Raw genomic sequence first — 24,486 nt, 5'->3', positions numbered from 1 at the left:
TTTCAAGGAGCCCGCATGACGACGAACACGCCTGTACGCACGAGCCCCTGGCGGGGCGTCATGGTCGCCACGCCGCTCACCCTGCGGGAGGACCGGTCCATCGACTTCGACGCGTACGCCGCCCATGTGCGCGACCTCGTCGCGGCGGGCTGCGACGGGGTGGTGCCCAACGGCTCGCTGGGGGAGTACCAGACCCTCGACGACCAGGAGCGCGACCAGATCGTGCGCGTCGCCGTCGAGGCCGCCGGGGACGGGGCCAGGGTGATGCCCGGCGTCTCCGCCTACGACAGCACCCAGGCACGGCGCCGCGCCGAACAGGCGGCCGAGGCCGGTGCCGGCTCCGTCCTGCTGCTGCCGCCCAACGGATATGTGTGCGAGGACGCGGCGGTCCGCGCGCACTACGCCGAGGTCGCCTCCGTGGGCCTGCCGGTCGTCGCGTACAACAATCCGTACGACACCAAGGTCGACCTGACACCGCGGCTGCTCGCGCAACTCCACGCGGACGGATCCGTCGTCGCCGTCAAGGAGTTCAGCGGGGACGTCCGCAGGGCGTACGAGATCGCCGAGGAGGCCCCGGGGCTCGACCTGCTGGTCGGCGCCGACGACGTACTGCTGGAGCTCGCGCTGGCCGGGGCCGTCGGCTGGATCGCGGGCTGCCCCAACATGCTGCCCGCCGGCTGTGTCGCGCTGTACCGGGCCGCCGTGTCCGGCGACCTGGACACGGCCCTGCCGCTGTACCGGCGGCTGCACCCGCTGCTGCGGTGGGACTCCAAGCCTGAGTTCGTCCAGGCCATCAAGGCGTCGATGGACCTCGTCGGCCGGCACGGCGGACCCACCCGGCCCCCGCGCCTGCCGCTCGGCGCCGACGCCCTGGCCGCCGTGCGCGCCGCCACCGAAAAGGCACTCGCCGAGGGCCTCGACTGAACCTCCCGCCCCACCCGTCAGCACACCCGTACATCCGCCGGCCGGAGCGTCGCACCGGCCGGACGACCGAGGGGGACACTTGCGCACGCGTCACATCTTCCACGCCGTCGACTCGCACACCGAGGGCATGCCCACCCGGGTGATCACCGGTGGGATCGGCACCCTTCCCGGCGCCACCATGGCCGAGCGCCGCAGCCACTTCATGGCGCACCGGGACGCGGTGCGCACCCTCCTGATGTACGAGCCGCGCGGCCACGCCGCCATGAGCGGGGCCGTGCTCCAGCCGCCGACCCGCCCCGACGCCGACGTCGGAGTCCTGTTCATGGAGGTCTCCGGCTGCCTGCCGATGTGCGGGCACGGCACCATCGGGGTGGCCACCGTCCTGGTGGAGACCGGCATGGTCGAGGTCACCGAACCGGTCACCACGGTGCGGCTCGACACCCCCGCCGGACTGGTCACCGCCGACGTCCGGGTCGAGGACGGCGCCGCCGTCTCCGTCACCCTCACCAACGTCCCCGCCTTCAGCGCCGGACTCGGCCTCACGGCGGAGGTCCCCGGCCACGGCAGCGTTCCGTACGACCTCGCGTACGGCGGCAACTTCTACGCGATGGTCCGACTGGACGACCTGGGACTGCCGTTCGACCGGTCCCGCAAGGACGAGCTGCTGGCCGCCGGACTCGCCCTGATGGACGCGGTCAACGCCACCGACCGCCCGGTCCACCCCCTCGACCCCGCCATCCACGGACTCAAGCACGTCCAGCTGATCGCCCCCGGCTCGGACGCCGTGCGCTCCCGGCACGCCATGGCCATCCACCCCGGCTGGTTCGACCGGTCGCCGTGCGGCACCGGCACCTCCGCGCGCATGGCCCAGCTCCACGCGCGGGGCGAACTCGCCCTGGACACCGACTTCGTCAACGAGTCGTTCATCGGTACGGAGTTCACCGGGCGGCTCGTCGCCGAGACCACCGTGGGGCGGCTGCCCGCCGTCGTGCCGACCGTGACGGGCCGCGCCTGGATCACCGGGACCGCGCAGTACTTCCTCGACCCGGCCGATCCGTTCCCCGAGGGGTTCCTCCTGTGATCCGTTGATCCGTGCCGGGCAACGTCACATTGTATTCTTGGGCTCCGCCCGGCCCTGGAGGAACAGACATGGCCCGCCTGACGTCGCTCAACGTGATCTCGGCGCAGGAGCATCTGCGCGACCAGGTGGCGCATGCGCTGCGGGCAGCGCTCATCTCCGGTGAGCTGAAGCCCGGGACCGTCTACTCCGCCCCGGCGCTCGCCGCCGAGTTCGGCGTCTCCGCCACCCCCGTCCGCGAGGCGATGCTCGACCTGGCGCGGGAGGGACTGGTCGAGGCCGTCCGCAACAAGGGCTTCCGGATCACCGAACTGACCGAGCAGGACCTCGACGACTTCACCGAACTCCGCGCCATGATCGAGGTCCCCACGGTGGGACGGATCGCGCGGATGGGACTCACGCGGGAGTTGGAGACGCTACGCCCCGTCGCGCTGGAGATCGTCGAGGCGGCGCGCCGGCACGACATCCTGGGGTACCTGGAGGCGGACCGCCGCTTCCACCTCGCCCTGCTGGCGCTGGCCGGCAACCGCCGACTGGTCGAGGAGGTCGGCGAACTGCGCAAGCGCTCACGGCTGTTCGGGCTGAACCGGCTCGCCGAGTCCGGGCAGCTCGTCGCCTCCGCGCAGGAGCACGTACACCTCCTCGATCTGGTGGTCGCCGGTGACGCCGCAGGCGCCGAGGCCTGCATGCTCGCCCACATGTCCCACGTCCGGTCCCTGTGGGCCGACGGCGTTCAGGGCGGGGACCCGGCCGAGCGGAACGACGACGAGCCCGAAGGGGTACCGGCGGGGCACGTCTGAGAACGCGAGCCCCGGCAGGCCGGTGAAGGCGAGCCTCCGGTAGCTCTGAGAACGCGAGCCCCGGCAGGTCGCAGGACGCGAGCCCCGGCAGTTTCGGACGACGCGCGCCTCCAGTAGGCCGCAGGACGCGAGCACCAGCAGGTCTGGGAGGGCCGGCCCGGCAGACGGGGCGTCAGAGGTCGGGTGGGCAACGGCCTTGACGTCCTCGTAGCCGAGGCCGGCCTCGTGCTGTTCCCGGAGCGCGGCGGACTCCGGGCGTGCGGTGACCGCGTCGGCGCCGCTGGAGGCCCCGCTCACGACGGCGGTGCCGCCCGAGAGGGGAAGCCGGGGCCCGGGAAACGGGCGGCAGGTCTCTGTCCGGCGAAGCGCCACCACCCACAACTGCCTTGCTATGAGCGGAAATTGGCGCTCAGACGAAGGTGTGTCGCGGGCCTTCCGTAAGACATGTGACATGTGCCATTGTACAGGCGGTCGCGCTTGAGGTCGTGCTCATGTCACGTGCTGTGCCCGTGGCAGCCGCTCTGCCCCGACCGCACCACCCCCCACGCCGCGCACCGTCGCGCGGCACCACACCGCTGGGAGGCGGCACGTGAGATCCCGAACGGTTCGTCAGAGATTCACCGGCCTGTCCACCGTCGCCCTGGCGGCCTGTCTGGGTGTCGGCCTGCTCGCCGCACCGAGCCGGGCCGCCGAGCACCGGCCGCCCCCACCGGCGACCGTCGGGGCGACCGCCGCGGCCGGTCAGCGCGTCGACTCCGCCGTGCCCGGCCCCGCCGTGGTCGACCCGGGCGGCCCCGCCGCGCAGCCCCTCACCGCGCCCGTCCAGGACGCCGGCCACATCGGCGGCACGGCAATGAAGCCCGCCGACCGGGCCCCGCAGACCGCGTCGAGTGACGCCCTGAAACGGGACTACGACGACCCACGTGCCGCCGCACCGAGCCACCCGGCCCCCTCGATGCGGACGAAGGCCCGCACCGCCGCGAAGGCCGCCGGCCTCGCGCCGGCCGCTGGTTGCTCCGTCGCCGACTTCACCACCCGCACCGGCAGCGCCCTGGTCCAGCAGGTCACGTCCTCGACGACCGACTGCGTCAACACCCTGTTCCGCATCAAGGGCAACGACGGCTATCTGGCCTTCCGTGAGGCGCAGATGGTCACCGTCGCCCACGCCCTGCACGACCGGTCGGCCGCGTACCCGGGTGACAACAGCACCGGAATGCCACAACTGGTGCTCTTCCTCCGTGCCGGCTACTACGTGCAGTACTACGACCCCGGCACCGTCGGCAGCTACGGCGACCCGCTGCGCGCCGCCGTCCAGGCCGGGCTCGACGCCTTCTTCGCCTCGGCACACGCGCGCGACGTCACGGACGCCAACGGCGAGACCCTGGCCGAGGCCGTCACGCTCATCGACAGCGCCGGACAGAACGCCCGCTACCTGTACGTCGTCAAGCGCCTGCTCGCCGGCTACGACTCCTCGTACGACAGCTCCTGGTACATGCTCAACGCGGTCAACAACGTCTACACCGTGACCTTCCGCGGGCATCAACTGCCCGAGTTCGACAGCGCCGTTCAGGCCGACCCGAGCCTGCTCGACTCGCTCGCCGGCTTCGCCCGCGACCACCTCGGCCTGCTGGGCACGGACCGTTCGTACCTGACCTCCAACGCCGGGCGCGAACTCGGGCGCTTCCTCCAGGAGGAACCGCTGCGGCCGAGGACCCGGCCGCTCGTCGTCGACCTGCTCGGCCGGAGTTCGCTGACCGGGCCCACCGCACCCCTCTGGGTCTCACTCGCCGAGATGACCGACGCCTACGACCGGGCGAACTGCACCACGTACCACACCTGCGACCTGGCGGCACGGATCAAGAGCGCCGTCCTTCCCGTCGAGTACACCTGCACCGCCGGCATTCGCATCCTGGCCCAGCAGATGTCCTCGGCCGACCTCACGGCGGCCTGCACCAGCCTGCGGGGCCAGGACGCCTACTTCCACGCGGTGGCCCGGGACAGCGGACCCGTCGCCGACGACCGGAACGCCACCATCGAGGTGGTCGTCTTCGATTCGAGCACCGACTACCGGACCTATGCCGGAGTCATGTACGGCATCGACACCGACAACGGAGGCATGTACCTGGAGGGTGACCCCTCGGCGGCCGGCAACCAGCCGCGCTTCATCGCCTACGAGGCCGAGTGGGTACGCCCCGACTTCCAGATCTGGAACCTCAACCACGAGTACACGCACTACCTCGACGGCCGGTTCGACATGGCCGGTGACTTCCAGGCGGGTGTGAGGACCCCGACGATCTGGTGGGTCGAGGGATTCGCGGAGTACGTCTCCTACTCCTACCGTGACGTCATCTACGACGACGCCATCGCCCAGGCCGCCGCGCACACCTACACCCTGAGCTCCCTGTTCGACACCACGTACGAGAACGCCGACCAGACGCGCATCTACAACTGGGGGTACCTGGCGGTCCGTTACATGCTCCAGTCGCACCGTGCGGAGGTGGACGGACTGCTGAACCTCTACCGCGGCGGTGACTGGAGCGGCGCCCGCACCCTGCTCACCTCCACCATCGGCAGCCGCTACGACTCCGACTGGAACGCCTGGCTGACGGCGTGCGCGGCCGGAAGCTGCGGCACCACCGATCCGCCGGCCGAGCCGTCGGCCGAGTGCACCGCGAGCGACGTCCGCGAACTCGGTGAGAACTGCGCCCGGAACGGGCAGCAGGCCACCCGGGGCAACTACTCCTACCTGTATCTCTACGTGCCCGCCGGGACCGCCCGTCTGAAGATCACCACGAGTGGTGGCACGGGTGACGCCGACCTCTACTACCACGCGAACGGATGGGCCACCACGGGCGCCTACACCTCCCGGGCCACCGGCAGCGGCAACACCCACACGCTGACGGTCGACAACCCGGCGGAGGGAGCCCACTACATCAGCCTGTACGCCGTGCGGGACTTCGGCGGGGTGAAGGTCTCCACGCAGTACTGACCGGGCCCGGGGGTCACGGGTGCGGCCGACCGTATCCGTGGCCCTCAGCGCAGTCGCAGGGTGCCCGGAGCCGTCTCCTCCCGGATGATCTCCAGCAGCCGGTCGAAGAGCGTCGGCCCCACTCCGGCCTCCGCCCGTGCCAACTCCTGACGCAGCCGGGGCAGGTTGCTCGGATGGGCGCGGCCGAGCAGTCCGCGCAGATGGCGTGTGGTCTCCTCGTGTCCCAGCGCGCGCGCCGACAGATCGTGGTCCCGCCACTCGATGGCGAAGTCGCCGTCGTCCGGCGTGCCCATCCCACCCCGCAGACAGTCGGCGAAGGAGTCGAGGCCCCGGCCGAAGTAGCCGCCGGCCCCGTTCACCGCCTCGCCGATCACCTCCCAGAACCGCTCCAGGCCGGTGACCTCGGAGCCGTCGATCACATAGGTCACGGTCATGGAGCGAGCCTACAAGCGCGTCGCTCCGGTGATCCGCGCCGCAGGTGGGGGACTGCGGCGCGGACCGGACCGGGGGTGCCGCTCAGCAGTCGTGGTCGACGAGGTCGAAGGTCGCGTAGTGGTCGGCGGTGTAGTAGTCCTCCTGGACCTCCTCGCCCGTCACGATGCGTCGCGCGCCGCGGGTCGGGGAGCCAGGAGTGATCACGGTGTACTCGTGGTAGTAGCCGGCGCTCTGTCCGGGCAGCACGCCTTCGCGGTTCTGGAAGACCGTCCCGTCCTGGTCGTACGGGAACGGACCGCCGGCGTCGATGAGATCGAGGGTGTCGTGGGCCTGGGACGGCAGCGCGGAGTAACAGACGCTGCCGACGGACGTGGTGGCGGCGGTCGCGGTCGCCGTGACGGGGCCGCCGACGAAGAGGACGGACAGGAGGGCGGCGACGCCGCCGAGCGTGGTGATCCGTGGGGGGATTCGCATGGTCACCATGATGACGCGCGTAGACACGGTCCCGTCAACGCCAACAAGAGTGAATTTTCTGGGAGTTAACCGAGGAGACGGCAAACACCGCACCACGGACGAGCGCCCGCGTGCCCGTGAGCGGCCCGACGCGCGCGGGAAGATCCGTGGATGACGGAGTCTCCCCGATTCCCTTCCCGTGACGCGTCGCAAGCGTGACAGCCCGTAGGCCGGGCATGCATTGCGTGAGCACCTTCGATGACAGGGGGCGATTCACTGTGTGGGCGGGGGAAACGATGGAGCGTCAGGAACTGGCCCGACTGCATCGCAGGGTCGGCCGTGCCGACGTCGCGGCCGTCGCCGAAGTGCGGGGCGCGGTACGGGAGTTACTGCGGTACCGATGGAAGGAGGAGCCCGCTCAGGTGGCCGAGTTACTGCTCAGCGAACTCGTGACCAACGCGCTGGTGCACACGGACGACGGAGCCGTCGTCGCGGTGAGCGTGGCGCCGCGGAAGCTGCGCGTGGAGGTACGGGACTTCGTCCCGGGCATGCCCGTGTCGCACGTACCGGACGCCGACGACGGTACGCACGGCAGGGGACTGGTCCTGGTGGAGAGCCTCGCGGACTCCTGGGGCGTCAGCCCGCACGCCATGGGCAAGGTGGTCTGGTTCGAGCTGGACGGCGAACGGCCCTGACGGTCCGGTCGGAGCGTCAGGGCCGCATCCCGCAGGTCCGCCGGCCGCCACATCAGCCGAACTGCTGCTCCAGGTCCTTCAGCTTCTGCTCCAGCGAGTCGAGCCGGGGCAGTGTCTGGGTGTCGTCCTCGGCGGTGAGGTCGACCGTTCTCGGACCGGTCGCGCCCAGCTCAGGGACGTCCCTGGAGTTCGGGCCGTCTACGGCTTGCAGGGATGGCCGGGGTCTCAGGGGCAGCTGACCCGGCTCGGATATGGCGGGCTCCGCGACGGACTGCGCGGAGCCCGTCGCGGGGGCGATGGCCTGGACGTCCACCTGGGTGCCGCCCCGGCCGGCCCGGCCCCACGCCCGGTTCTGCCGGTTCAGGGCCTTGATGTGCGCCCGGTCCAGCTTCTCCTGGTCCCTCCGGCGGAGACGGTTCTGCTCCTTCTCCCGGCGGTCCTCGCGCACCTCGTCGACCGCTTCGTCCAGCGTGCGTACGCCTTCGAGCAGCATCAGCGACCAGGCGCCGAAGGTCTCCCGGGGCGCGCGCAGCCACCGCACGATCCGGATCTGCGGCAGCGGGCGGGGCACCAGGCCCTGTTCGCGCAGGGCGGCCACCCGGGTCTGCTTCAGCGCTCGGTCGAAGAGCACGGCGGCCGAGAGCGACATCCCCGCGAAGAAGTGCGGAGCGCCCGCGTGGTTCAGGCCACGCGGCGCGTGCACCCAGTTGAACCAGGCGGCGGCGCCGGCGAAGGTCCACACCAGCAGGCGTGAGCCGAGCGCCGCGTCGCCGTGGCTGGCCTCACGGACGGCGAGCACGGAGCAGAACATCGCCGCCCCGTCGAGGCCGAACGGCACCAGGTACTCCCAGCCCCCGGAGAGGCCGAGGTTCTGGGCGCCGAAGCCGACGAGCCCGTGGAAGGAGAGCGCGGCGGCGACGGCGGCGCAGCAGAACAACAGGACGTACGAGGCGGTGGCGTAGAGCGCTTCCTTGCGGCGGCGCCGTTCCTCGCTGCGTTCCCAGGAGTCCTCGGCCGCGGATGTGTCAGGGGCGCGCTTGCCGCGCGCGACCACCGCCACCGCCGCCATGACCCCAGCCAGCAGCACGGCAGCCGGAAGCAGCCAGTCAAGCGATATGTCGGTCAGTCTCATGCGCGGTCCCTTGCGTCGCGATAGGGCGTTTCGGCCGCCATCGTGCCGGGGATTGCCACGCGCCCAAGGGGTTTCGGGGCAAGAGAACGCCAATGGGGTGGCGGAGCCGACGGATCACCGCGATCTGGTCGAATGCCCGTATGGAGCAGGGGAGTTGTGTTCGATTTCAGTCGCCCGTGCGGGCTGTGCGGGCGGTGCGGGTCACGGGGAGGGTGTCAGCTTCCGGACCCGGTCCGCGTCGCACGTGCGCGGGCAGGTGACACAGGTGTCCTCGGGCCGCAGCGTGTAGAACATGCAGCAGCTCGCCCGGTCCCGGGTGGGCAGCGACTCGCCGTTCGGCCCGGTCAGCTCCCGGAAGCCCGCCGTGCCGACGTACGGCTTCGTGGTGCCGGGCAGGAGTGCCTCCAGTTCGGCCATCGCGCGCCGCTCCTCGCCGAGGAGGTGGGCGACGTACCAGAGGCCCTCGACGATCTCGTCCGTCGCCATGCCCCACTGTGCCCGCTTGCCGCGCCGCATCCGCGGCCCGAAGCCGTCGAGCACCGGGCCGAGGTGGCCGGCCACGGACGCGAGCACCTCGGCGCGCAGCGCGGCCTCGTCCGCCACCACGCGTGCGCCCGGCAGATCCGCCGCCGGATCGCCGGGCAGGCAGGCGAACTCCCGTACCCGCACGGTCAGGTGGCCCAGCGCCCGCTGGAAGAAGACGTCCTCGACCGGGATCCGGGGCACCCGCCGGTACAGGAACCACGGCACCGTCACCAGCAGACAGGCGGGCCAGGCGTACCGGTGGAGCCCGAAGCCGGCGATCACGTCCGGCCGGGCCGGCTGCCCGTAGTCCCGCAGCACCTGCGCTTCGTCCCAGGCGAGGAAGGCGTCGAGCCCGCTGCCCCCGGCCGCGAGCTCGTGGGCGCCCACCCAGCCGGCACCGCCGGGCGCGGGCTCGCCGTCCATGAGCGCTTCGGCGCGCAGCCCGGGAAAGACCTCGGCCAGACGCGCGTACGCGTCCGTCACGGCCGAGGCCGTCGTACCCGGGAGCAGGGTGGAAAGGGTCATGCAGGGACCACCGAATCGCGATCGTTTGCAGGTAAGCCTTACCTTATCCGATGCGGTCGATGTTTGAACCGCAGCCTCCGCCGCCTATCGTGCACACGAGGCGCCGCACCGGTGCGCCGCACCCGAGACCGGCCGAGGAGGTACCCGTGGAGCAGGGCCGAGCCCGTGAGGACGAGTGGGCGCCGCACGCGTCCGCCGCGCCCATGACCGCCTCCTCGTCCCTCCGGGTGCCCGAGCAGGCGCGTGGCGAGCACACCCACGGCGAGCTGCCCGCCCCCAGGGCCACGGTGCAGCGGCACTCCGTGCGCGGGCAGATCCTGGACGCCCTGCGCGCCGCCCTCGTCGACGGAGAGCTGATCCCGGGGCAGGTCTACTCCGCCCCGGCGCTCGGCGCCCGCTTCGGGGTCTCCGCCACCCCCGTGCGCGAGGCGATGCAGCAGCTGGCCGGCGAAGGGGCCGTCGAGGTCGTGCCGAACCGCGGCTTCCGGGTCGCCGAGCGCGGGCCGGGCGAGCTGGCCGAACTGGCCGAGGTCCGGGCGCTGCTCGAGGTGCCCATCATGCTGCGGCTCGCCCGCACCGTCGCGCCGGCCGGCTGGTGCGCCCTGCGCCCGCTGGCCGACGCCACCGTCGCGGCCGCCGCCGTCGGTGACCGGGCGAGCTACGCGGAGGCCGACCGGGCCTTCCACGGAGCGGTGCTCGCCCTCGCGGGCAACGCCCAGCTGGTGATGGTGGCCGACGAGCTGCACCGCCGCTCCCAGTGGCCGTTGGAGGGCAACCCCGCCACCCGCCGCGCCGACCTCCTGGCGGACGCCGCCGAGCACACGGCCCTGCTGGACGCGCTGATCGCCCAGGACGTGGCGGTCGTGCAGTCACTCGTACGGGAGCACTTCGCCGGCTCCGGCGGCTGAGGCGGGGCGGAGGCTCCCGCCCCGCCCGCACGGCGGCTCGACAGCGCGGGAGCAGGCCCCGGCCCGGGTCTCCGGCCGACCGGCTCCGGCCTCCGGCCGACCGGCCCCGGCCTCTGCCCGTCGGCAGGCCCGCCCCGGCCCGTCGGCCCCGACCTCCGGCCCTGCGGCCGTCCGCCCGCCGCAGGGCGTCAGTTCGCCTCGGCCGTCTCCGGGCCCGGCGGGTCCAGGTGCGGCGCCAGCCAGGTCGGCACGCCGCCCAGGAGCCGGAACAGCCGGCCCGCCTCCGCGCGCAGCCGCGTCGCCGCCTCCGGCTCGGGCTCGGCGTCGGCCATCGCGATGAGCGCCGGGGCCGTACCGACCAGATAGCCCAGCTCCTCCCTTATCCGCAGGGACTCCGCGAAGCCGTGCCTGGCCTCCGCCAACTCGCCCTCGCGCAGGGCGATCAGGGCCAGATGGCGCCACGTGGAGGAGAGCAGCAGCGCGTCTCCCTGGGCCGTGGCGCCCGCGTGCGCCCTGCGGTAGGCGGCACGGGCCGCCTGCGGCGAGTCGGCGATGTTCTGCGCGATCAGGCCCCGCCGGAAGTCGAGCAGCGGACGGCCCGGGGCGGCCGGGGCCAGGAGCGCCGCGGCGCGGCCCAGCGCCACCCGCGCCTCGTCGGCCCGGTCCCGTACGCCGAGCAGGGTGGAGGCATAGGCGAGGTAGCCGCGCTCGCAGGCGGCGGCCCCGCGCTCGGCGTCGTCGTGGGCCATGGCCTCGGCGGTCCGCAGCGCGTCCTCCGCGTCGGTCCAGCCCTGCCCGGTGTACAGACACCGCTCGGTCAGCAGCGCCGTGCGCTGGAGGGCCGCGGCCGGGTCGGTGGCGGCGTCGTGTTCGAGCAGCGCCGCGGCGTCCGTCCAGCAGGCGCGTGACCGCAGCCGCCATACCGCTGTCTGGAGCGGCGGATCGTCATCTGCTGTCGTTCCGGAACCAGACATGGCGGTATGCGCCACATTGCCCTCCCCGAGCGCGCCATCGAGCTGTGGAGAGTGTCCGGCCGTCGGGGGGTGGCGTCGCGGGGCAGGTCACGCACATCTGCGGCCTCGTCGTCCCTCACCACGGCTCCGCCACGGCTCGGTCCTCCGCCCTGCAGCTGCACGCACCCAGCCCCGCTCCTTCACCCACCCCCGATGGCCGGACGCTCTGAGTCTGGCCGCATCACAGCACGGAATGGCACGCCGGGCCAAGAGGTCGTGGCAATGTCAGGTGAAACTTTTCACAATCGGCCGAAGGCGCGGGGAGCCGCCGTGGCCCCCGGGAGTCAGCTCATACGCAGGGCGAGGAAGAAATCGAGCTTGTCCTCGAGCCGCGAAAGGTCACGCCCCGTCAACTGCTCGATTCGCCCGACCCGGTAGCGCAACGTGTTGACGTGGAGGTGCAGCCGGGCCGCGCAGCGGGTCCATGAACCGTCGCAGTCCAGGAACGCCTCCAGGGTCGGGATCAGCTCCGCGCGGTGACGCCGGTCGTAGTCGCGCAGCGGGTCGAGCAGCCGTGCGGTGAACGCGCGACGGACGTCGTCGGGCACGAACGGCAGCAGCAGCACGTGCGAGGCGAGCTCGTGGTGACCGGCCGCGCACACCCGGCCCGGACGGGCCGCCGCCACCCGGCGGGCGTGCCGGGCCTCCTCCAGGGCCCCACGCAGCCCCTCCGGCGAATGCACCGAGGCGCTGACACCCAGTGTCAGCCGGCCGTCGTCGGCGAGGCCCGCGGAGAGCGGGGCGCGCACGGCCGCCAGCAGGGCGTCGGCGTGCAGCGCGGAACCCTCGGCGGGATCCTCCCCGCCCGCGTCCCCGTCCGCCCCCGGCAGGTCGCCGGTGAGAGCGGGCAGCGGTACGAGCGCGATGGCCTCCTCACCCATGTGGGCGACCGCGATCCGGTCCGCGGAGTCCGGACCGGTCACGGCCGGGTCGACCAGGATCTCCTCCAGCAGTGCCTGGGCGACCGGCCCGCCCGCGATCCCCGAACCGACGCCGCCGGGGGCGTCCGCCTCGTCCCACTCGACCCGGGCCACCACCACCTGCCAGTGCGGCGCGGTGCCGGCACCGGGCAGCAGGACCGGGGCGGCGACCCGCAGCCGGGCGGCGATCTCGGCCGGCGGCGCCCCGGCCTGGACCAGCTCCAGGACCTCCTGGGCGAGCCTGCGGCGCACCGTGCGGGCCGCGTCGCGCCGGTCCCGCTCCACCGCGATCAGCTGGGTGACGCCCTGGAGCAGGTCGAGCCGGGCGGCCGGCCAGTCGCCCGCGTCGGCCTCGACGGCCAGCAGCCAGTCGGAGAGCACCGACTCCCGCACATCCCGGGAGGCCGGCACGGCGCCCCGGCCGTTGTTGCGGATCTGGAAGAGCGAATACGTCACCCCGCCGACGGTGGCCCGGTGCGGGGCGCGCCGGCCGGAGCGCACCGCGGCCAGGTGCAGCCCGGCCAGCTCCGCCCCGTCCGGTCCGGACAGCGGTGCACCCGCGCCCGCGATCTGCCGGCCGGTCGGCGAGAGCACCCAGGCGTGCAGGTCGAGGTCGGAGCCGAGCAGATCGAGGACCACCTCGGGACCGCCACCGGTCGGCCCCGAGGTCATCAGCCGCCGGTGCCGGTCCACGACCGCGGCCAGGTCGCCCGCCCGCTCCCCGGACACCTGACGGACCACGTGCTCGGTGATCGTCGCGAACGCGACGGTCTCATGGACGGCGAACAGCGGCAGCCGGTGGTGGCGGCACGCCTCGACGAGATCGTCCGGGATGGCGCCCAGCTCCGCCTCGCCCGCCGCGAGCCCGGCGACCCCGGCCGCCGACAGGATCCGTACGAACGGCTCCGAGTCCTTCGCGTCCCGGTGCCAGGCCAGCCCGGTGAGCACCAGCTCGCCGCCCGTGAGGTAGCGGCTGGGGTCCCGCAGGTCGGTGGTCATCACGCCGCGGACCGACCGGTCCAGCTCCTCGTCGCCGCCGAGCAGCCGCAGGCCCAGCGCGTCGGTCTCCAGCAGTGCGCGCAGCCGCATCTCGTCGCCGCCGATCTCTTTCGTTGGTGCGGGTGAAAACTGGGTATTGCGGTGAGGTCACCGATCCCCGCCATTCGTTCGAATCTACAAGACGAGCGCGGAGACCAGCCAACTCCTTCATGGTTTCGGTGACTGCACCAGGTGGAGCAGGGCTTGTGTACTGGGCCACACACCGCGTGAACAAGACAGGAACAAGTCGAGGGCCGGCCGTCCCCAGCCCCAGCGAACGACCCGATTGAGAAGAAGAGAGCCACTCATGGACTTCCTTCGCCCCGCCAGCTGGGAGGAGGCGCTCGCCGCCAAGGCCGAGCACCCGACGGCTGTGCCCCTCGCCGGCGGCACCGATGTGATGGTCGAGATCAACTTCGACCACCGGCGGCCCGAGTACCTCATGGACCTGAACCGCATCGGGGAACTCTCCGAGTGGGAGGTGGGCCGGGAGAACGTACGGCTCGGGGCCTCCGTCCCGTACAGCGCCATCATGGAGCACCTGCGGGCCGAGCTGCCCGGACTGGCGCTCGCCTCGCACACCGTCGCCTCGCCGCAGATCCGCAACCGCGGCGGTGTCGGCGGCAACCTGGGCACCGCCTCACCCGCCGGAGACGCCCACCCGGCGCTGCTCGCCGCGGGCGCCGAGGTGGAGGCCGAATCGGTCCGCGGGACCCGGCTGATCCCCATCGACGACTTCTACACCGGCGTCAAGCGCAACGCACTGGAGCCGGACGAGCTGATCCGGGCCGTGCACATCAGGAAGGCCGACGGGCCGCAGCAGTACTCCAAGGTCGGCACCCGCAACGCGATGGTCATCGCCGTCTGCGCCTTCGGCCTGGCGCTGCACCCGCAGACCCGCACCGTCCGCACCGGCATCGGATCCGCCGCCCCGACACCCGTACGGGCGAAGGAGGCCGAGGATTTCCTGAACGCCGCGCTCGAGGAGGGCGGGTTCTGGGACAGCCACGCGATCATCACGCCGTCCGTCGCCAAGCAGTTCGCCACGCTCGCGGCGGCGGCCTGCAACCCGATCGACGACGTGCGCGGCACGGCGGGCTACCGCCGGCACGCGGTCGGGATCATGGCCCGCCGGACCCTCGGCTGGACCTGGGAGTCGTACCGCGGCAACGGCCGCCGCACCGAAGGAGCTGCCTGATCATGCGCGTCAATTTCACGGTCAACGGCCGCCGGCACGAGGCCGACGACGTCTGGGAGGGGGAGTCCCTCCTGTACGTCCTGCGGGAGCGGATGGGGCTGCCCGGTTCCAAGAACGCCTGCGAGCAGGGCGAGTGCGGTTCCTGCACGGTCCGTCTGGACGGCGTGCCGGTCTGCGCCTGTCTGGTCGGCGCCGGCCAGGTCGAGGGCCGCGACGTCGTCACCGTCGAAGGCCTCGCCGACTTCGCCGCCCACCGCGCCGAGGCCCACCCGGGCACCGGCTGCGCCTCCGGCGCCTGCGGCACCGCGCTCGACGAGGCCCGTCGCTGGGAGGCCAAGCCGGCCGGCGAGGACACCCGCGACACCGGCGAGCTCTCCCCGATCCAGCAGGCGTTCATCGACGCCGGAGCCGTCCAGTGCGGCTTCTGCACCCCCGGACTGCTGGTCGCCGCCGACGAGCTCCTGGAGCGCACCCCGGAGCCGTCCGACGCGGACATCCGCGAGGCGCTCTCCGGGAACCTCTGCCGCTGCACCGGCTACGAGAAGATCCTCGACGCGGTCCGCCTCGCGGCCGCCCGCGCGGAAGAGACGGTCTAGACGATGGGCGTTACCGGTTCCCCCACCAGCATCAACCAGGGCGCCCGCACCAAGGGCGGCATCGGCGAGTCCACGCTGCGCCCCGACGGCATCCTGAAGGTCACCGGCGAGTTCGCGTACTCCTCGGACATGTGGCACGAGGACATGCTCTGGGGCCACACCCTCCGCTCCACCGTGGCACACGCCGAGATCAGGTCCATCGACATCGGCGAGGCCGTGGCGACGCCCGGCGTCTACGCCGTGCTGACCTACGACGACCTGCCGGCCGAGATGAAGAACTACGGTCTGGAGATCCAGGACACCCCGGTCCTGGCCCACGGCAAGGTCCGGCACCACGGCGAGCCGGTGGCGCTCGTCGCCGCCGACCACCCGGAGACCGCCCGGCGGGCCGCCGCGAAGATCAGGATCGAGTACGCCGAGCTGCCGGTCATCACGGACGAGGCGTCCGCGACCGCCCCCGGCGCGGTCCTGGTCCACGAGGGCCGCACCGACGAGTACATCGGGCACGTCCCGCACCCCAACATCGTGCACCGCCAGCCCGTCATCCGCGGCGACGCGGACGAAGCGGCGAAGAAGGCCGACGTCATCGTCAGGGGCGAGTACACCTTCGGCATGCAGGACCAGGCCTTCCTCGGCCCCGAGTCCGGCCTCGCCGTGCCCGCCGAGGACGGGGGCGTCGACCTGTACGTCGCCACCCAGTGGCTGCACTCGGACCGCAAGCAGATCGCCCCCGTCCTCGGCCTGCCCGAGGACAAGGTGCGCATGACGCTCTCCGGCGTCGGCGGCGCGTTCGGCGGCCGTGAGGACATCTCGATGCAGATCCACGCCTGCCTCCTGGCGCTGCGCACCGGCAAGCCGGTCAAGATGGTCTACAACCGCTTCGAGTCCTTCTTCGGACACGTCCACCGCCACCCCGCCAAGCTCCGGTACGAACACGGCGCCACCCGCGACGGCAAGCTCACGCACATGAAGTGCCGCATCGTGCTGGACGGCGGCGCCTACGCCTCCGCCTCCCCGGCCGTCGTCGGCAACGCCTCCTCGCTCGCCGTCGGCCCGTACGCCGTCGACGACGTCGACATCGAGGCGGTCGCCCTGTACAGCAACAACCCGCCGTGCGGCGCGATGCGCGGCTTCGGCGCGGTCCAGGCCTGCTTCGCCTACGAGGCGCAGATGGACAAGGTCGCCGCCGAACTCGGCATGGACCCCGTCGAGTTCAGGCAGCTCAACGCGATGGAGCAGGGCACCCTGCTGCCGACGGGCCAGCAGGTCGACTCGCCCGCCCCGGTCGCCGAACTGCTGCGCCGGGTCAAGGCCAGGCCGCTGCCCCCCGAGCGGCAGTGGGAGAGCGCCGGCGAGCACGCCGACGTCCGGGCCCTGCCCGGCGGGCTGTCCAACACCACGCACGGCGAAGGCGTCGTCCGCGGGATCGGCTACGCGGTCGGCCTGAAGAACGTCGGCTTCTCCGAGGGCTTCGACGACTACTCCACCGCCCGGGTGCGCATGGAGGTCATCGGCGGCGAACCCGTCGCCACCGTGCACACCGCCATGGCGGAGGTCGGACAGGGCGGCGTCACCGTGCACGCCCAGATCGCCCGCACCGAACTGGGCGTCGCCCAGGTCACCATCAACCCGGCCGACACCCGGGTGGGATCGGCCGGCTCCACCTCCGCGTCCCGCCAGACCTACGTCACCGGCGGCGCCGTGAAGCACTCCTGCGAGGCGGTCCGCGAGCAGGTCCTGGAGATCGGCCGCCGCAAGTTCGGCACGTACCACCCCGCCTGGGCCACCGCCGAACTCCTCCTGGAGGGCGGCAAGGTCGTCACCGACGGCGGCGAGGTGCTGGCCGACCTGGCGGACGTGCTGGAGGGCGAGGCGGTCGACGTGGAGCTGGAGTGGCGCCACCGGCCGACCGAGGCCTTCGACCTGCGCACCGGGCAGGGCAACGGCCACGTCCAGTACTCCTTCGCCGCGCACCGCGCGGTCGTCGAGGTCGACACCGAACTCGGCCTGGTCAAGGTCATCGAACTGGCCTGCGCCCAGGACGTCGGCAAGGCGCTGAATCCGCTCTCCGTCCTCGGCCAGATCCAGGGCGGCACCCTCCAGGGCATGGGCATCGCCGTCATGGAGGAGATCCTCGTCGACCCGCAGACCGCGAAGGTGCGCAACCCGTCCTTCACGGACTACCTCCTGCCCACCATCCTCGACACCCCGACCATCCCGGTCGATGTGCTCGAACTCGCCGACGACCACGCCCCGTACGGTCTCCGTGGCATCGGCGAGGCCCCCACCCTCTCGTCGACCCCGGCCGTCCTCGCGGCGATCCGGAACGCGACGGGGCTGGAGCTCAACAGGACGCCGGTGCGCCCCGAACACCTCACCGGCACCTGACCGCAGATCCCCTCAGCCCTCCAGGCGGCGCGCGCGTCAGGGAACGTCACGCGTCCTTCGCCCGCACCGCCCGGAGGAACCAGGTCCCGCACCGCTCACGGGCCTTACCCCACCAGCAGGACCCGCTCCATCGATCACGCGTGAACAGTTCGTCTCGGGCCGTCCCCCGGGTCGTGCAGCCAGTGCACTCATCCCAAATCCCGCATCACCACTCTTCATCGCGGGTGCCCCTGTGAACCTTGGGAGTCAGGCATCATGACCCAGCAGTCAGTGGAACCGAAGACCGGCGCGAAGGACGCGGGCGCCGGCTCGCGCGTCCCCGCCGGCAGATCGTGGCTCGACCGGTACTTCCACATATCCGCACGCGGATCGACCGTCGCCACCGAGGTGCGCGGCGGCGTCACGACCTTCATGGCCATGGCGTACATCCTGCTGCTCAACCCGCTGATCCTCGGCGGCAAGGACGTGGACGGCCATGTCCTCAGCCAGCCCGGCCTGATCACCGCCACCGCGCTCGCGGCGGCGGCGACCACCCTGCTGATGGGCTTCGTCGGCAAGGTCCCCCTCGCGCTCGCCGCCGGACTCAGTGTCTCGGGCGTCCTGTCGTCCCAGGTCGCCCCGGAAATGACATGGCCGCAGGCCATGGGCATGTGCGTGATGTACGGCCTGGTGATCTGTCTCCTGGTGGTCACCGGGCTGCGTGAGCTGATCATGAACGCGATCCCGCTGCCGCTGAAGCACGGCATCACCATGGGCATCGGGCTCTTCATCGCCCTCATCGGCCTCTACAAGGCCGGATTCGTGGGGAAGGGCACCGCCACCCCGGTCTCCCTCGGCCCGGCCGGCGAACTGGCCGGCTGGCCCGTGCTCGTCTTCGCGGTGACACTGCTGCTGATCTTCATGCTGCAGGCCCGCAACATCCCCGGCGCGATCCTCATCGGCATCGTCGTCGGCACCGTCGTCGCCGTCGTGATCAACACGGTCGCCGACGTCGACCCCGAGATGTGGAGCAGCGGCCCGCCCGAGCTCACGGGCTCCGCGGTCTCCTCGCCGGACTTCTCGCTCTTCGGGGACGTCGAGTTCGGCGGCTGGGGCGATGTCGGGGCCATGACCGTCGGGTTCATCGTCTTCACCCTGGTGCTGGCCGGCTTCTTCGACGCGATGGCGACCATCATCGGTGTCGGCACGGAGGCCGGTCTCGCCGACGACAGGGGCCGGATGCCGGGCCTGTCCAAGGCGCTGTTCATCGACGGTGCGGGAGGGGCGATCGGCGGTGTCGCCGGCGGCTCCGGCCAGACCGTGTTCGTCGAGTCGGCGACCGGTGTCGGAGAGGGCGCCCGGACCGGGCTCGCCTCGGTGGTCACCGGACTCTTCTTCGCCGCGTGCCTCTTCTTCACCCCGCTCACGGCGATCGTGCCGGCCGAGGTGGCGTCCGCCGCCCTGGTCGTCATCGGCGCCATGATGATGCAGAACGCCCGGCACGTGGACTGGAGCGACCGCTCGGTCGCCATCCCGGTCTTCCTGACCGTGGTCCTGATGCCGTTCACGTACACCATCACGACCGGTGTGGCCGCGGGCGTCATCTCGTACGTCGCCATCAAGGCGGCCCAGGGCCGGTCCCGCGAGGTCGGCGCCTTCATGTGGGGACTGACGGTGATCTTCGTCGTCTACTTCGCCCTGCACCCGATCGAGAGCTGGCTGGGCGTCAGCTGACGACCCGGACCCGACCTCCACTCATCCGCCGAGGAGACCGACATGCTGGACATCGCCGAGGAGCTCGACCGATGGTCCGGGCAGGGACGCGACTTCGCCGTGGCCACCGTGGTCGCCGTCGGCGGCAGCGCGCCCCGGCAGCCGGGTGCCGCGCTGGCCGTCGACCGTGACGGCACCGCGATCGGCTCGGTCTCCGGCGGGTGTGTGGAGGGCGCGGTGTACGAGCTGTGCCGCCAGGCCCTCGACGACGGCACGTCCGTGCGCGAGCAGTTCGGCTACAGCGACGAGGACGCCTTCGCGGTCGGTCTGACCTGCGGCGGCGTCATCGACATCCTGGTGACGCCGGTCCGGGCGGACGACCCCGCCCGTCCGGTGTTCGCCGCCGCGCTCGCCGCCGCCGCGCGGGGGGAGGCGGCGGCGCTGGCCCGGATCACCGACGGGCCCGCCGAACTCCTCGGCCGTCCCCTGCTGGTCCGCTCCGACGGCCGTCACGAGGGCGGCCTCGGCGGACATCCGGAGCTGGACCGCACCGCGGCCGCGGAGACCCGGGCGATGCTGGACGCGGGCCGCACCGGCACGCTCACCATCGGCGCCGACGGTTCGCGGTGCGGGCAGCCGCTCACCCTGCTCGTCGAATCCAGCGTCCCGCCGCCCCGGATGATCGTGTTCGGCGCCATCGACTTCGCCTCCGCGCTGGTACGGGCCGGGAAGTTCCTCGGCTACCACGTCACGGTGTGCGACGCCCGCCCCGTCTTCGCCACGAGGGCGCGTTTCCCGGACGCCGACGAACTGGTCGTCGACTGGCCGCACCGCTACCTGGCCGCCACCGACGTGGACGCCCGGACCGTCCTGTGCGTCCTGACGCACGACGCCAAGTTCGACGTCCCGCTCCTGGAGGCGGCGTTGCGGCTGCCGGTCGCCTACGTCGGCGCGATGGGCTCGCGCCGCACCCATCTGGAGCGCAACGACCGGCTGCGCGAGGCCGGCGTCTCCGAAGGGGAACTGGCCCGGCTGCACTCGCCGATCGGCCTCGATCTCGGCGCCCGTACGCCCGAGGAGACGGCCCTGTCGATCGCCGCCGAGATCGTCGCCGACCGGCGCGGCGGCAGCGGCGCCCCGCTCACCGGAGCCCACACCCCGATCCACCACGGCGGTGGCGAGGGGCCTGCCGGGCGCATCGGTTCCGCGGTCTGAGCCGGGCGGCCGGCGCCGTCCGGGAGCGGCGGTTCTCCGCCGCGGCGGCTTTCCGCCAGTGATAGCCCATGACGAACCGGTGCGTTAACCGGTAGATCAGCTTCATGACATCGACTCCCTCCACCGCCGCGCGCCGGGCGAGACCCGCTCGTGGGCGGCGCAGAGCCCTCCTCATAGCGACGTCCGTCGCCCTGGTGAGCGGCGCGCTGCTGCCCGTCACGGCCTCCGCGTCCGACACGGCCCGGCCCGCACCGGCCACCGGCCCCAGCGCCCCGGTCCACGCGTACGACATCACCCTGGTCACCGGTGACGTCGTCCACTACGCCGACGGGGCCGGCACGCAGGACACCGTCACCGTGGACCGGCCCGACGGCGCTGCCGGCGGGGTCCACGTCCAGCAGGCCGGCGACGACATCTACGTCCTGCCCGACGAGGCCGGGAGCCTGATCGCCGCGGGCAAGCTGGACCGCCGCCTCTTCAACATCACGGCGCTCGCCAAGATGGGCTACGACGACGCGAAGACCGGCGGCATCCCGCTGATCGCCACCTACCCGGCGGCCAAGGCCCGTTCGCTGCCGGTCGCCCCCCGCGGCAGCAGGACCGTCCGGGCGCTCCCGTCCATCCACGGCGCGGCGCTGAAGGCCGGCAAGGACACCGCGCGAGCCTTCTGGGAGGACATCGCGCACACCGCCACGGCCCGGTCGCTGGACGAGGGCATCGCGAAGCTGTGGCTCGACGGCCGCGTCGAGGCCGCGCTCAAGGACTCCGTCCCGCAGATCAACGCCCCGCAGGCGTGGGCCGAGGGCTACGACGGCAAGGGCATCAAGGTCGCCGTCCTGGACACCGGTATCGACACCGACCACCCGGACGTCAAGGACCGCATCCTGGAGACCAGGAGCTTCGTGCCCGGCGAGGAGGTCGACGACAAGAACGGCCACGGCACACACGTCGCGTCCACCATCGCGGGCTCCGGCGCCGCCTCCGACGGCGTCAACAAGGGCGTGGCCCCGCAGGCCGGTCTGCTCGTCGGCAAGGTACTGGGCGACGAGGGCTCGGGGGCCGACTCCGGCATCATCGAGGCGATGGAGTGGGCGAAGGCGGAAGGTGCCGACGTCGTCTCGATGAGCCTCGGCTCCAGCATTCCCGACGACGGCGACGACCCGATGTCGCAGGCGGTCGACGCCCTGTCGGCCGACGGCGGGCCGCTGTACGTGATCGCCGCGGGCAACGCCTACGGCGCCGGCACCATCGGTTCGCCGGGCTCGGCGGACAAGGCGCTCACCATCGCCGCCGTCGACAAGCAGGACAACCGCGCGGACTTCTCCTCCATGGGCCCGCTGACGCGCTCCTACGGACTCAAGCCCGACCTCTCCGCACCGGGCGTCGACATCAACGCGGCCGCGTCGCAGTCGGTCCCCGGCATCGAGGGCATGTACCAGTCGATGTCCGGTACGTCGATGGCGACCCCGCACGTCGCGGGCGCCGCCGCCATCCTGAAGCAGCGTCACCCCGACTGGACCGGCCAGCGCATCAAGGACGCGCTGATGAGCTCGTCCAAGGTGCTGCCCGCCTACACCCCGTACGAGCAGGGCACCGGCCGGCTCGACGTGAAGGCCGCCGTCGACACGCGGATCGAGGCCACCGGCTCCGTCGCGGTCGCGTCCTACGACTGGCCGCACAGCCCGTCCGACCCGGTCGCCGAGCGGACGATCACCTACCGCAACAGCGGCGCCCAGGACGTCACCCTCGACCTGGCGACGGACAGCGACGCGGACGCGTACACGCTGTCGGCGAAGCAGCTGACCGTCCCGGCCGGCTCGACCGCCGAGGCCGTCCTCTCGCTCGACCCGTCGAAGGTCGCGAACAACACCACGTTCTCCGGGCAGGTGATCGCGAAGGACGCCTCCGGCACCACGGTCGCGCACACCGGGTTCGCGCTGAACAAGGAGCAGGAGCTCTACGACCTCACGCTGGAGCTGCGTGACCGCTCGGGCAAGCCGATGGACGGCGTCGTCGTCCTCGCCGCCCTCGGCGACCCCAGCCTCAGCCCCGTCCAGGTACCCGGGAGCACCACGCTGCGGCTGCCCCCGGGCAACTACACCTCCTGGGCCTCCGTCGACGTCAAGGGCGACACCGCCGACTCGCGGGCCCTCGCCTTCCTGGCGGCCCCCGAGATCATCCTCGACAAGGACACCACCGTCACGCTCGACGCCTCCGAGGCCCACAAGGTCAGCGTGCGGACACCGCAGGAGACCGAGACCCGCCAACTGCGCTACGACATGGCACGCACCGCTCCGGACGGGACCGTCCAGCGCGACGCGTTCCAGGTCCCGCTGACGTACGACCAGCTGTGGGCGAGCCCGACCGAGAAGGTCACGCAGGGCAGCTTCAGCTTCCTGACGCGCTGGCGGCAGGGCGAGAAGCAGCTCGATCTGACGGCCGACGGCCGCGATGTCCCGGTGGTCCCCCAGGGCGGTTCGCCCGTCGCCGAGGACAGCAGGCAGCGGCTCGGCAGCGTCTTCGCGGGCAACGGCGCCCCTGCCGACTACAAGCGCCTGGACGCCAGGGGCAAGGCCGTCGTGATCCGCAGCAGTGACGTGGTGGCCCCCGCCGACCGGGTCGCGGCCGCGATCGCCGCGGGCGCCAAGGCCCTGTTCGTCGTCAACGCGGGCGACGGCGTGCTGATGGAGTCCTACGCCGACTACGGCACCACCCTCGCCATCCCGGTCGCCTCCGTCCAGCGCCTCACGGGCGAGCGCCTCGTGAAGGCGGCCCAGCGCGGTGAGAAGGTGACCGTCGACCAGCGGAAGTTCGCGCGCTACGTCTACGACCTGGTCGACCGTCACGACGGCACGATCCCGGACCGCTCGCTCGCCTTCGCCCCGGCCCTCCGTCAGCTGGCGAAGGTGGAGAACACCTACTACGGTCACCGGGACGTCGTCGGCGGCGGCTACCGCTACGACATCCCCGACTACGGGTTCGGGATCGGCTTCGCGGAGTACGAGAAGTACCCCGCCACCCGCACCGAGTGGGTCACCCCGCTGCCGGGCGCCTCGTACTGGTACGAGGACCACGCGGTGTACAACGAGACCGGCACGGACACCGCGCTGGAGGAGCGCAGCGGCAACCTGGACTACAGGGCCGGCAGCAGCAACAAGGCCGAGTGGTTCGCGCCCGTCACCCGGCCGCGCCTCGGCACCGGGTACTGGGGCCCGTTCCGCTCGCAGTGGGGCGACATCCAGTACAACATCACGCCGTGGACGGACAGCGGCGCGGGTCACTCGGGCTCCATGCCGGACAAGGAGTACGACACCGGAACGGCCGCGGTGTACCAGGGCGACAAGCTGCTCGACGAGTCGCCGGGCCGCGCCGGGTACGTCGGGAACCTCGCCTCCGAGGAACTGCCGTACCGGCTGGTGGTCGACGCCTCGCGCGACGCCGGCGTCTGGAAGACCTCCGTCCGCACGCACTCGGAGTGGAGCTTCGTCTCCGGCGCGCTCGACCCCGAAGGCCCGTACCAGGCGGACATTCCGCTGCTGCAGCTGGACTACGACGTCGACACCGACCTGGCCGGGGACGCGGAGGCCGGGAAGTGGACGGAGATCGGTCTGTCGTCCACCACGCAGGAGTGGCTGGAGGGGGCCGTGAAGGCGACGAAGGCCTCGCTGTCGGTCAGCTACGACGACGGCAGGTCCTGGAGCGCGGTGCAGCTGAAGAAGGACTCGGCCGGTTCCTGGACCGCCCGGTTCAAGACCCCGAAGAAGGGCGCCACCGCCGTGTCGCTCAAGGCGCACGCCGAGGCGGGCGGCGGTCTCGCCGTGGACCAGGAGATCATCCGGGCCTTCGGCCTGAAGTGACCTGCTGAGAGGGCCCGTCGAGGCGGGGGGGGGGCCCCGCCGGGGGGGGGGGGCGGCGGGGGAGCCGGGCGGGGGGGGGGGGGGACCCGCGGGGGGGCGGCCGAC

At 72.3% G+C, this 24,486-nt stretch carries 18 protein-coding genes; 12 read left to right on the top strand and 6 right to left on the bottom strand.

All coding sequences use genetic code 11. The annotated features are described in order from the left end of the window. The first annotated feature begins 15 nt into the window (after window positions 1–15). The 4 genes from ABZ454_RS37680 (at window position 16) to ABZ454_RS37665 (ending at window position 5,791) form a co-directional block, all read left to right on the top strand. The gene (locus tag ABZ454_RS37680; RefSeq protein WP_356312685.1) at window positions 16–924 is read left to right on the top strand and encodes a dihydrodipicolinate synthase family protein; all 909 of its coding nucleotides are present in this window, start codon (window positions 16–18) and stop codon (window positions 922–924) included. 79 nt (window positions 925–1,003) lie between these two features. Continuing rightward, entirely contained in the window at window positions 1,004–2,005 is a 1,002-nt protein-coding gene (locus ABZ454_RS37675; RefSeq protein WP_359543974.1) for a proline racemase family protein, read from the top strand. 68 nt (window positions 2,006–2,073) lie between these two features. Beyond that, the gene (locus tag ABZ454_RS37670) at window positions 2,074–2,802 is read left to right on the top strand and encodes a GntR family transcriptional regulator (protein WP_359543973.1); all 729 of its coding nucleotides are present in this window, start codon (window positions 2,074–2,076) and stop codon (window positions 2,800–2,802) included. A gap of 589 nt (window positions 2,803–3,391) precedes the next feature. Continuing rightward, window positions 3,392–5,791 (top strand): M9 family metallopeptidase, encoded by a 2,400-nt coding sequence (locus tag ABZ454_RS37665; protein ID WP_359543972.1) that lies wholly within the window; start codon window positions 3,392–3,394, stop codon window positions 5,789–5,791. 44 nt (window positions 5,792–5,835) lie between these two features. On the opposite strand, the gene ABZ454_RS37660 is transcribed toward ABZ454_RS37665, so the two are convergent. Continuing rightward, window positions 5,836–6,225 (bottom strand): barstar family protein, encoded by a 390-nt coding sequence (locus ABZ454_RS37660; protein ID WP_359543971.1) that lies wholly within the window; start codon window positions 6,223–6,225, stop codon window positions 5,836–5,838. 82 nt (window positions 6,226–6,307) lie between these two features. Further along, the gene (locus ABZ454_RS37655) at window positions 6,308–6,700 is read right to left on the bottom strand and encodes a ribonuclease domain-containing protein (protein WP_356312700.1); all 393 of its coding nucleotides are present in this window, start codon (window positions 6,698–6,700) and stop codon (window positions 6,308–6,310) included. Between the two features lie 275 nt (window positions 6,701–6,975). Between ABZ454_RS37655 and ABZ454_RS37650 the strand changes: the two genes are divergently transcribed. Then, entirely contained in the window at window positions 6,976–7,374 is a 399-nt protein-coding gene (locus ABZ454_RS37650) for an ATP-binding protein (RefSeq protein WP_356312703.1), read from the top strand. 52 nt (window positions 7,375–7,426) lie between these two features. Here ABZ454_RS37650 and ABZ454_RS37645 read toward each other — a convergent pair whose 3' ends face one another. Both ABZ454_RS37645 and ABZ454_RS37640 read right to left on the bottom strand, forming a co-directional pair. After that, on the bottom strand, window positions 7,427–8,506 hold the full coding sequence (locus ABZ454_RS37645; protein WP_359543969.1) for a DUF2637 domain-containing protein: 1,080 nt from the start codon (window positions 8,504–8,506) through the stop codon (window positions 7,427–7,429). A 201-nt stretch (window positions 8,507–8,707) separates the two neighbouring features. Then, window positions 8,708–9,556 carry a (2Fe-2S)-binding protein gene (locus ABZ454_RS37640; protein WP_359543968.1) on the bottom strand — a complete coding sequence of 283 codons (849 nt, stop codon included), beginning with the start codon at window positions 9,554–9,556 and terminating at the stop codon, window positions 8,708–8,710. 146 nt (window positions 9,557–9,702) lie between these two features. Between ABZ454_RS37640 and ABZ454_RS37635 the strand changes: the two genes are divergently transcribed. Further along, window positions 9,703–10,464, top strand: a complete 762-nt coding sequence (locus tag ABZ454_RS37635; protein ID WP_359543967.1) for a GntR family transcriptional regulator — start codon at window positions 9,703–9,705, stop codon at window positions 10,462–10,464. Window positions 10,465–10,652: 188 nt separating this feature from the next. On the opposite strand, the gene ABZ454_RS37630 is transcribed toward ABZ454_RS37635, so the two are convergent. Beyond that, window positions 10,653–11,438, bottom strand: coding sequence for a hypothetical protein (locus tag ABZ454_RS37630; RefSeq protein WP_356312715.1), 786 nt, complete (start codon window positions 11,436–11,438; stop codon window positions 10,653–10,655). A gap of 323 nt (window positions 11,439–11,761) precedes the next feature. Next, entirely contained in the window at window positions 11,762–13,486 is a 1,725-nt protein-coding gene (locus tag ABZ454_RS37625) for a PucR family transcriptional regulator ligand-binding domain-containing protein (RefSeq protein WP_359543966.1), read from the bottom strand. Between the two features lie 256 nt (window positions 13,487–13,742). Between ABZ454_RS37625 and ABZ454_RS37620 the strand changes: the two genes are divergently transcribed. The 6 genes from ABZ454_RS37620 (at window position 13,743) to ABZ454_RS37595 (ending at window position 24,381) form a co-directional block, all read left to right on the top strand. Further along, on the top strand, window positions 13,743–14,633 hold the full coding sequence (locus tag ABZ454_RS37620) for a xanthine dehydrogenase family protein subunit M (protein WP_359543965.1): 891 nt from the start codon (window positions 13,743–13,745) through the stop codon (window positions 14,631–14,633). A 2-nt stretch (window positions 14,634–14,635) separates the two neighbouring features. Then, window positions 14,636–15,229 (top strand): (2Fe-2S)-binding protein, encoded by a 594-nt coding sequence (locus ABZ454_RS37615; RefSeq protein ID WP_359543964.1) that lies wholly within the window; start codon window positions 14,636–14,638, stop codon window positions 15,227–15,229. Window positions 15,230–15,232: 3 nt separating this feature from the next. Continuing rightward, window positions 15,233–17,617: a molybdopterin cofactor-binding domain-containing protein gene (locus ABZ454_RS37610; RefSeq protein ID WP_359543963.1), complete on the top strand. Its 2,385-nt coding sequence runs from the start codon at window positions 15,233–15,235 to the stop codon at window positions 17,615–17,617. Between the two features lie 255 nt (window positions 17,618–17,872). Then, entirely contained in the window at window positions 17,873–19,330 is a 1,458-nt protein-coding gene (locus tag ABZ454_RS37605; protein ID WP_359543962.1) for an NCS2 family permease, read from the top strand. 42 nt (window positions 19,331–19,372) lie between these two features. Beyond that, window positions 19,373–20,524 carry an XdhC/CoxI family protein gene (locus ABZ454_RS37600; protein ID WP_356312733.1) on the top strand — a complete coding sequence of 384 codons (1,152 nt, stop codon included), beginning with the start codon at window positions 19,373–19,375 and terminating at the stop codon, window positions 20,522–20,524. 104 nt (window positions 20,525–20,628) lie between these two features. Beyond that, window positions 20,629–24,381: a S8 family serine peptidase gene (locus ABZ454_RS37595; RefSeq protein WP_359543961.1), complete on the top strand. Its 3,753-nt coding sequence runs from the start codon at window positions 20,629–20,631 to the stop codon at window positions 24,379–24,381. The last annotated feature ends 105 nt before the right edge of the window (window positions 24,382–24,486 follow it).

The sequence above is a fragment of the Streptomyces sp. NPDC005803 genome, assembly GCF_040630435.1.
Taxonomy (GTDB): domain Bacteria; phylum Actinomycetota; class Actinomycetes; order Streptomycetales; family Streptomycetaceae; genus Streptomyces.
This window is presented reverse-complemented; position numbering and strand designations above follow the sequence as displayed.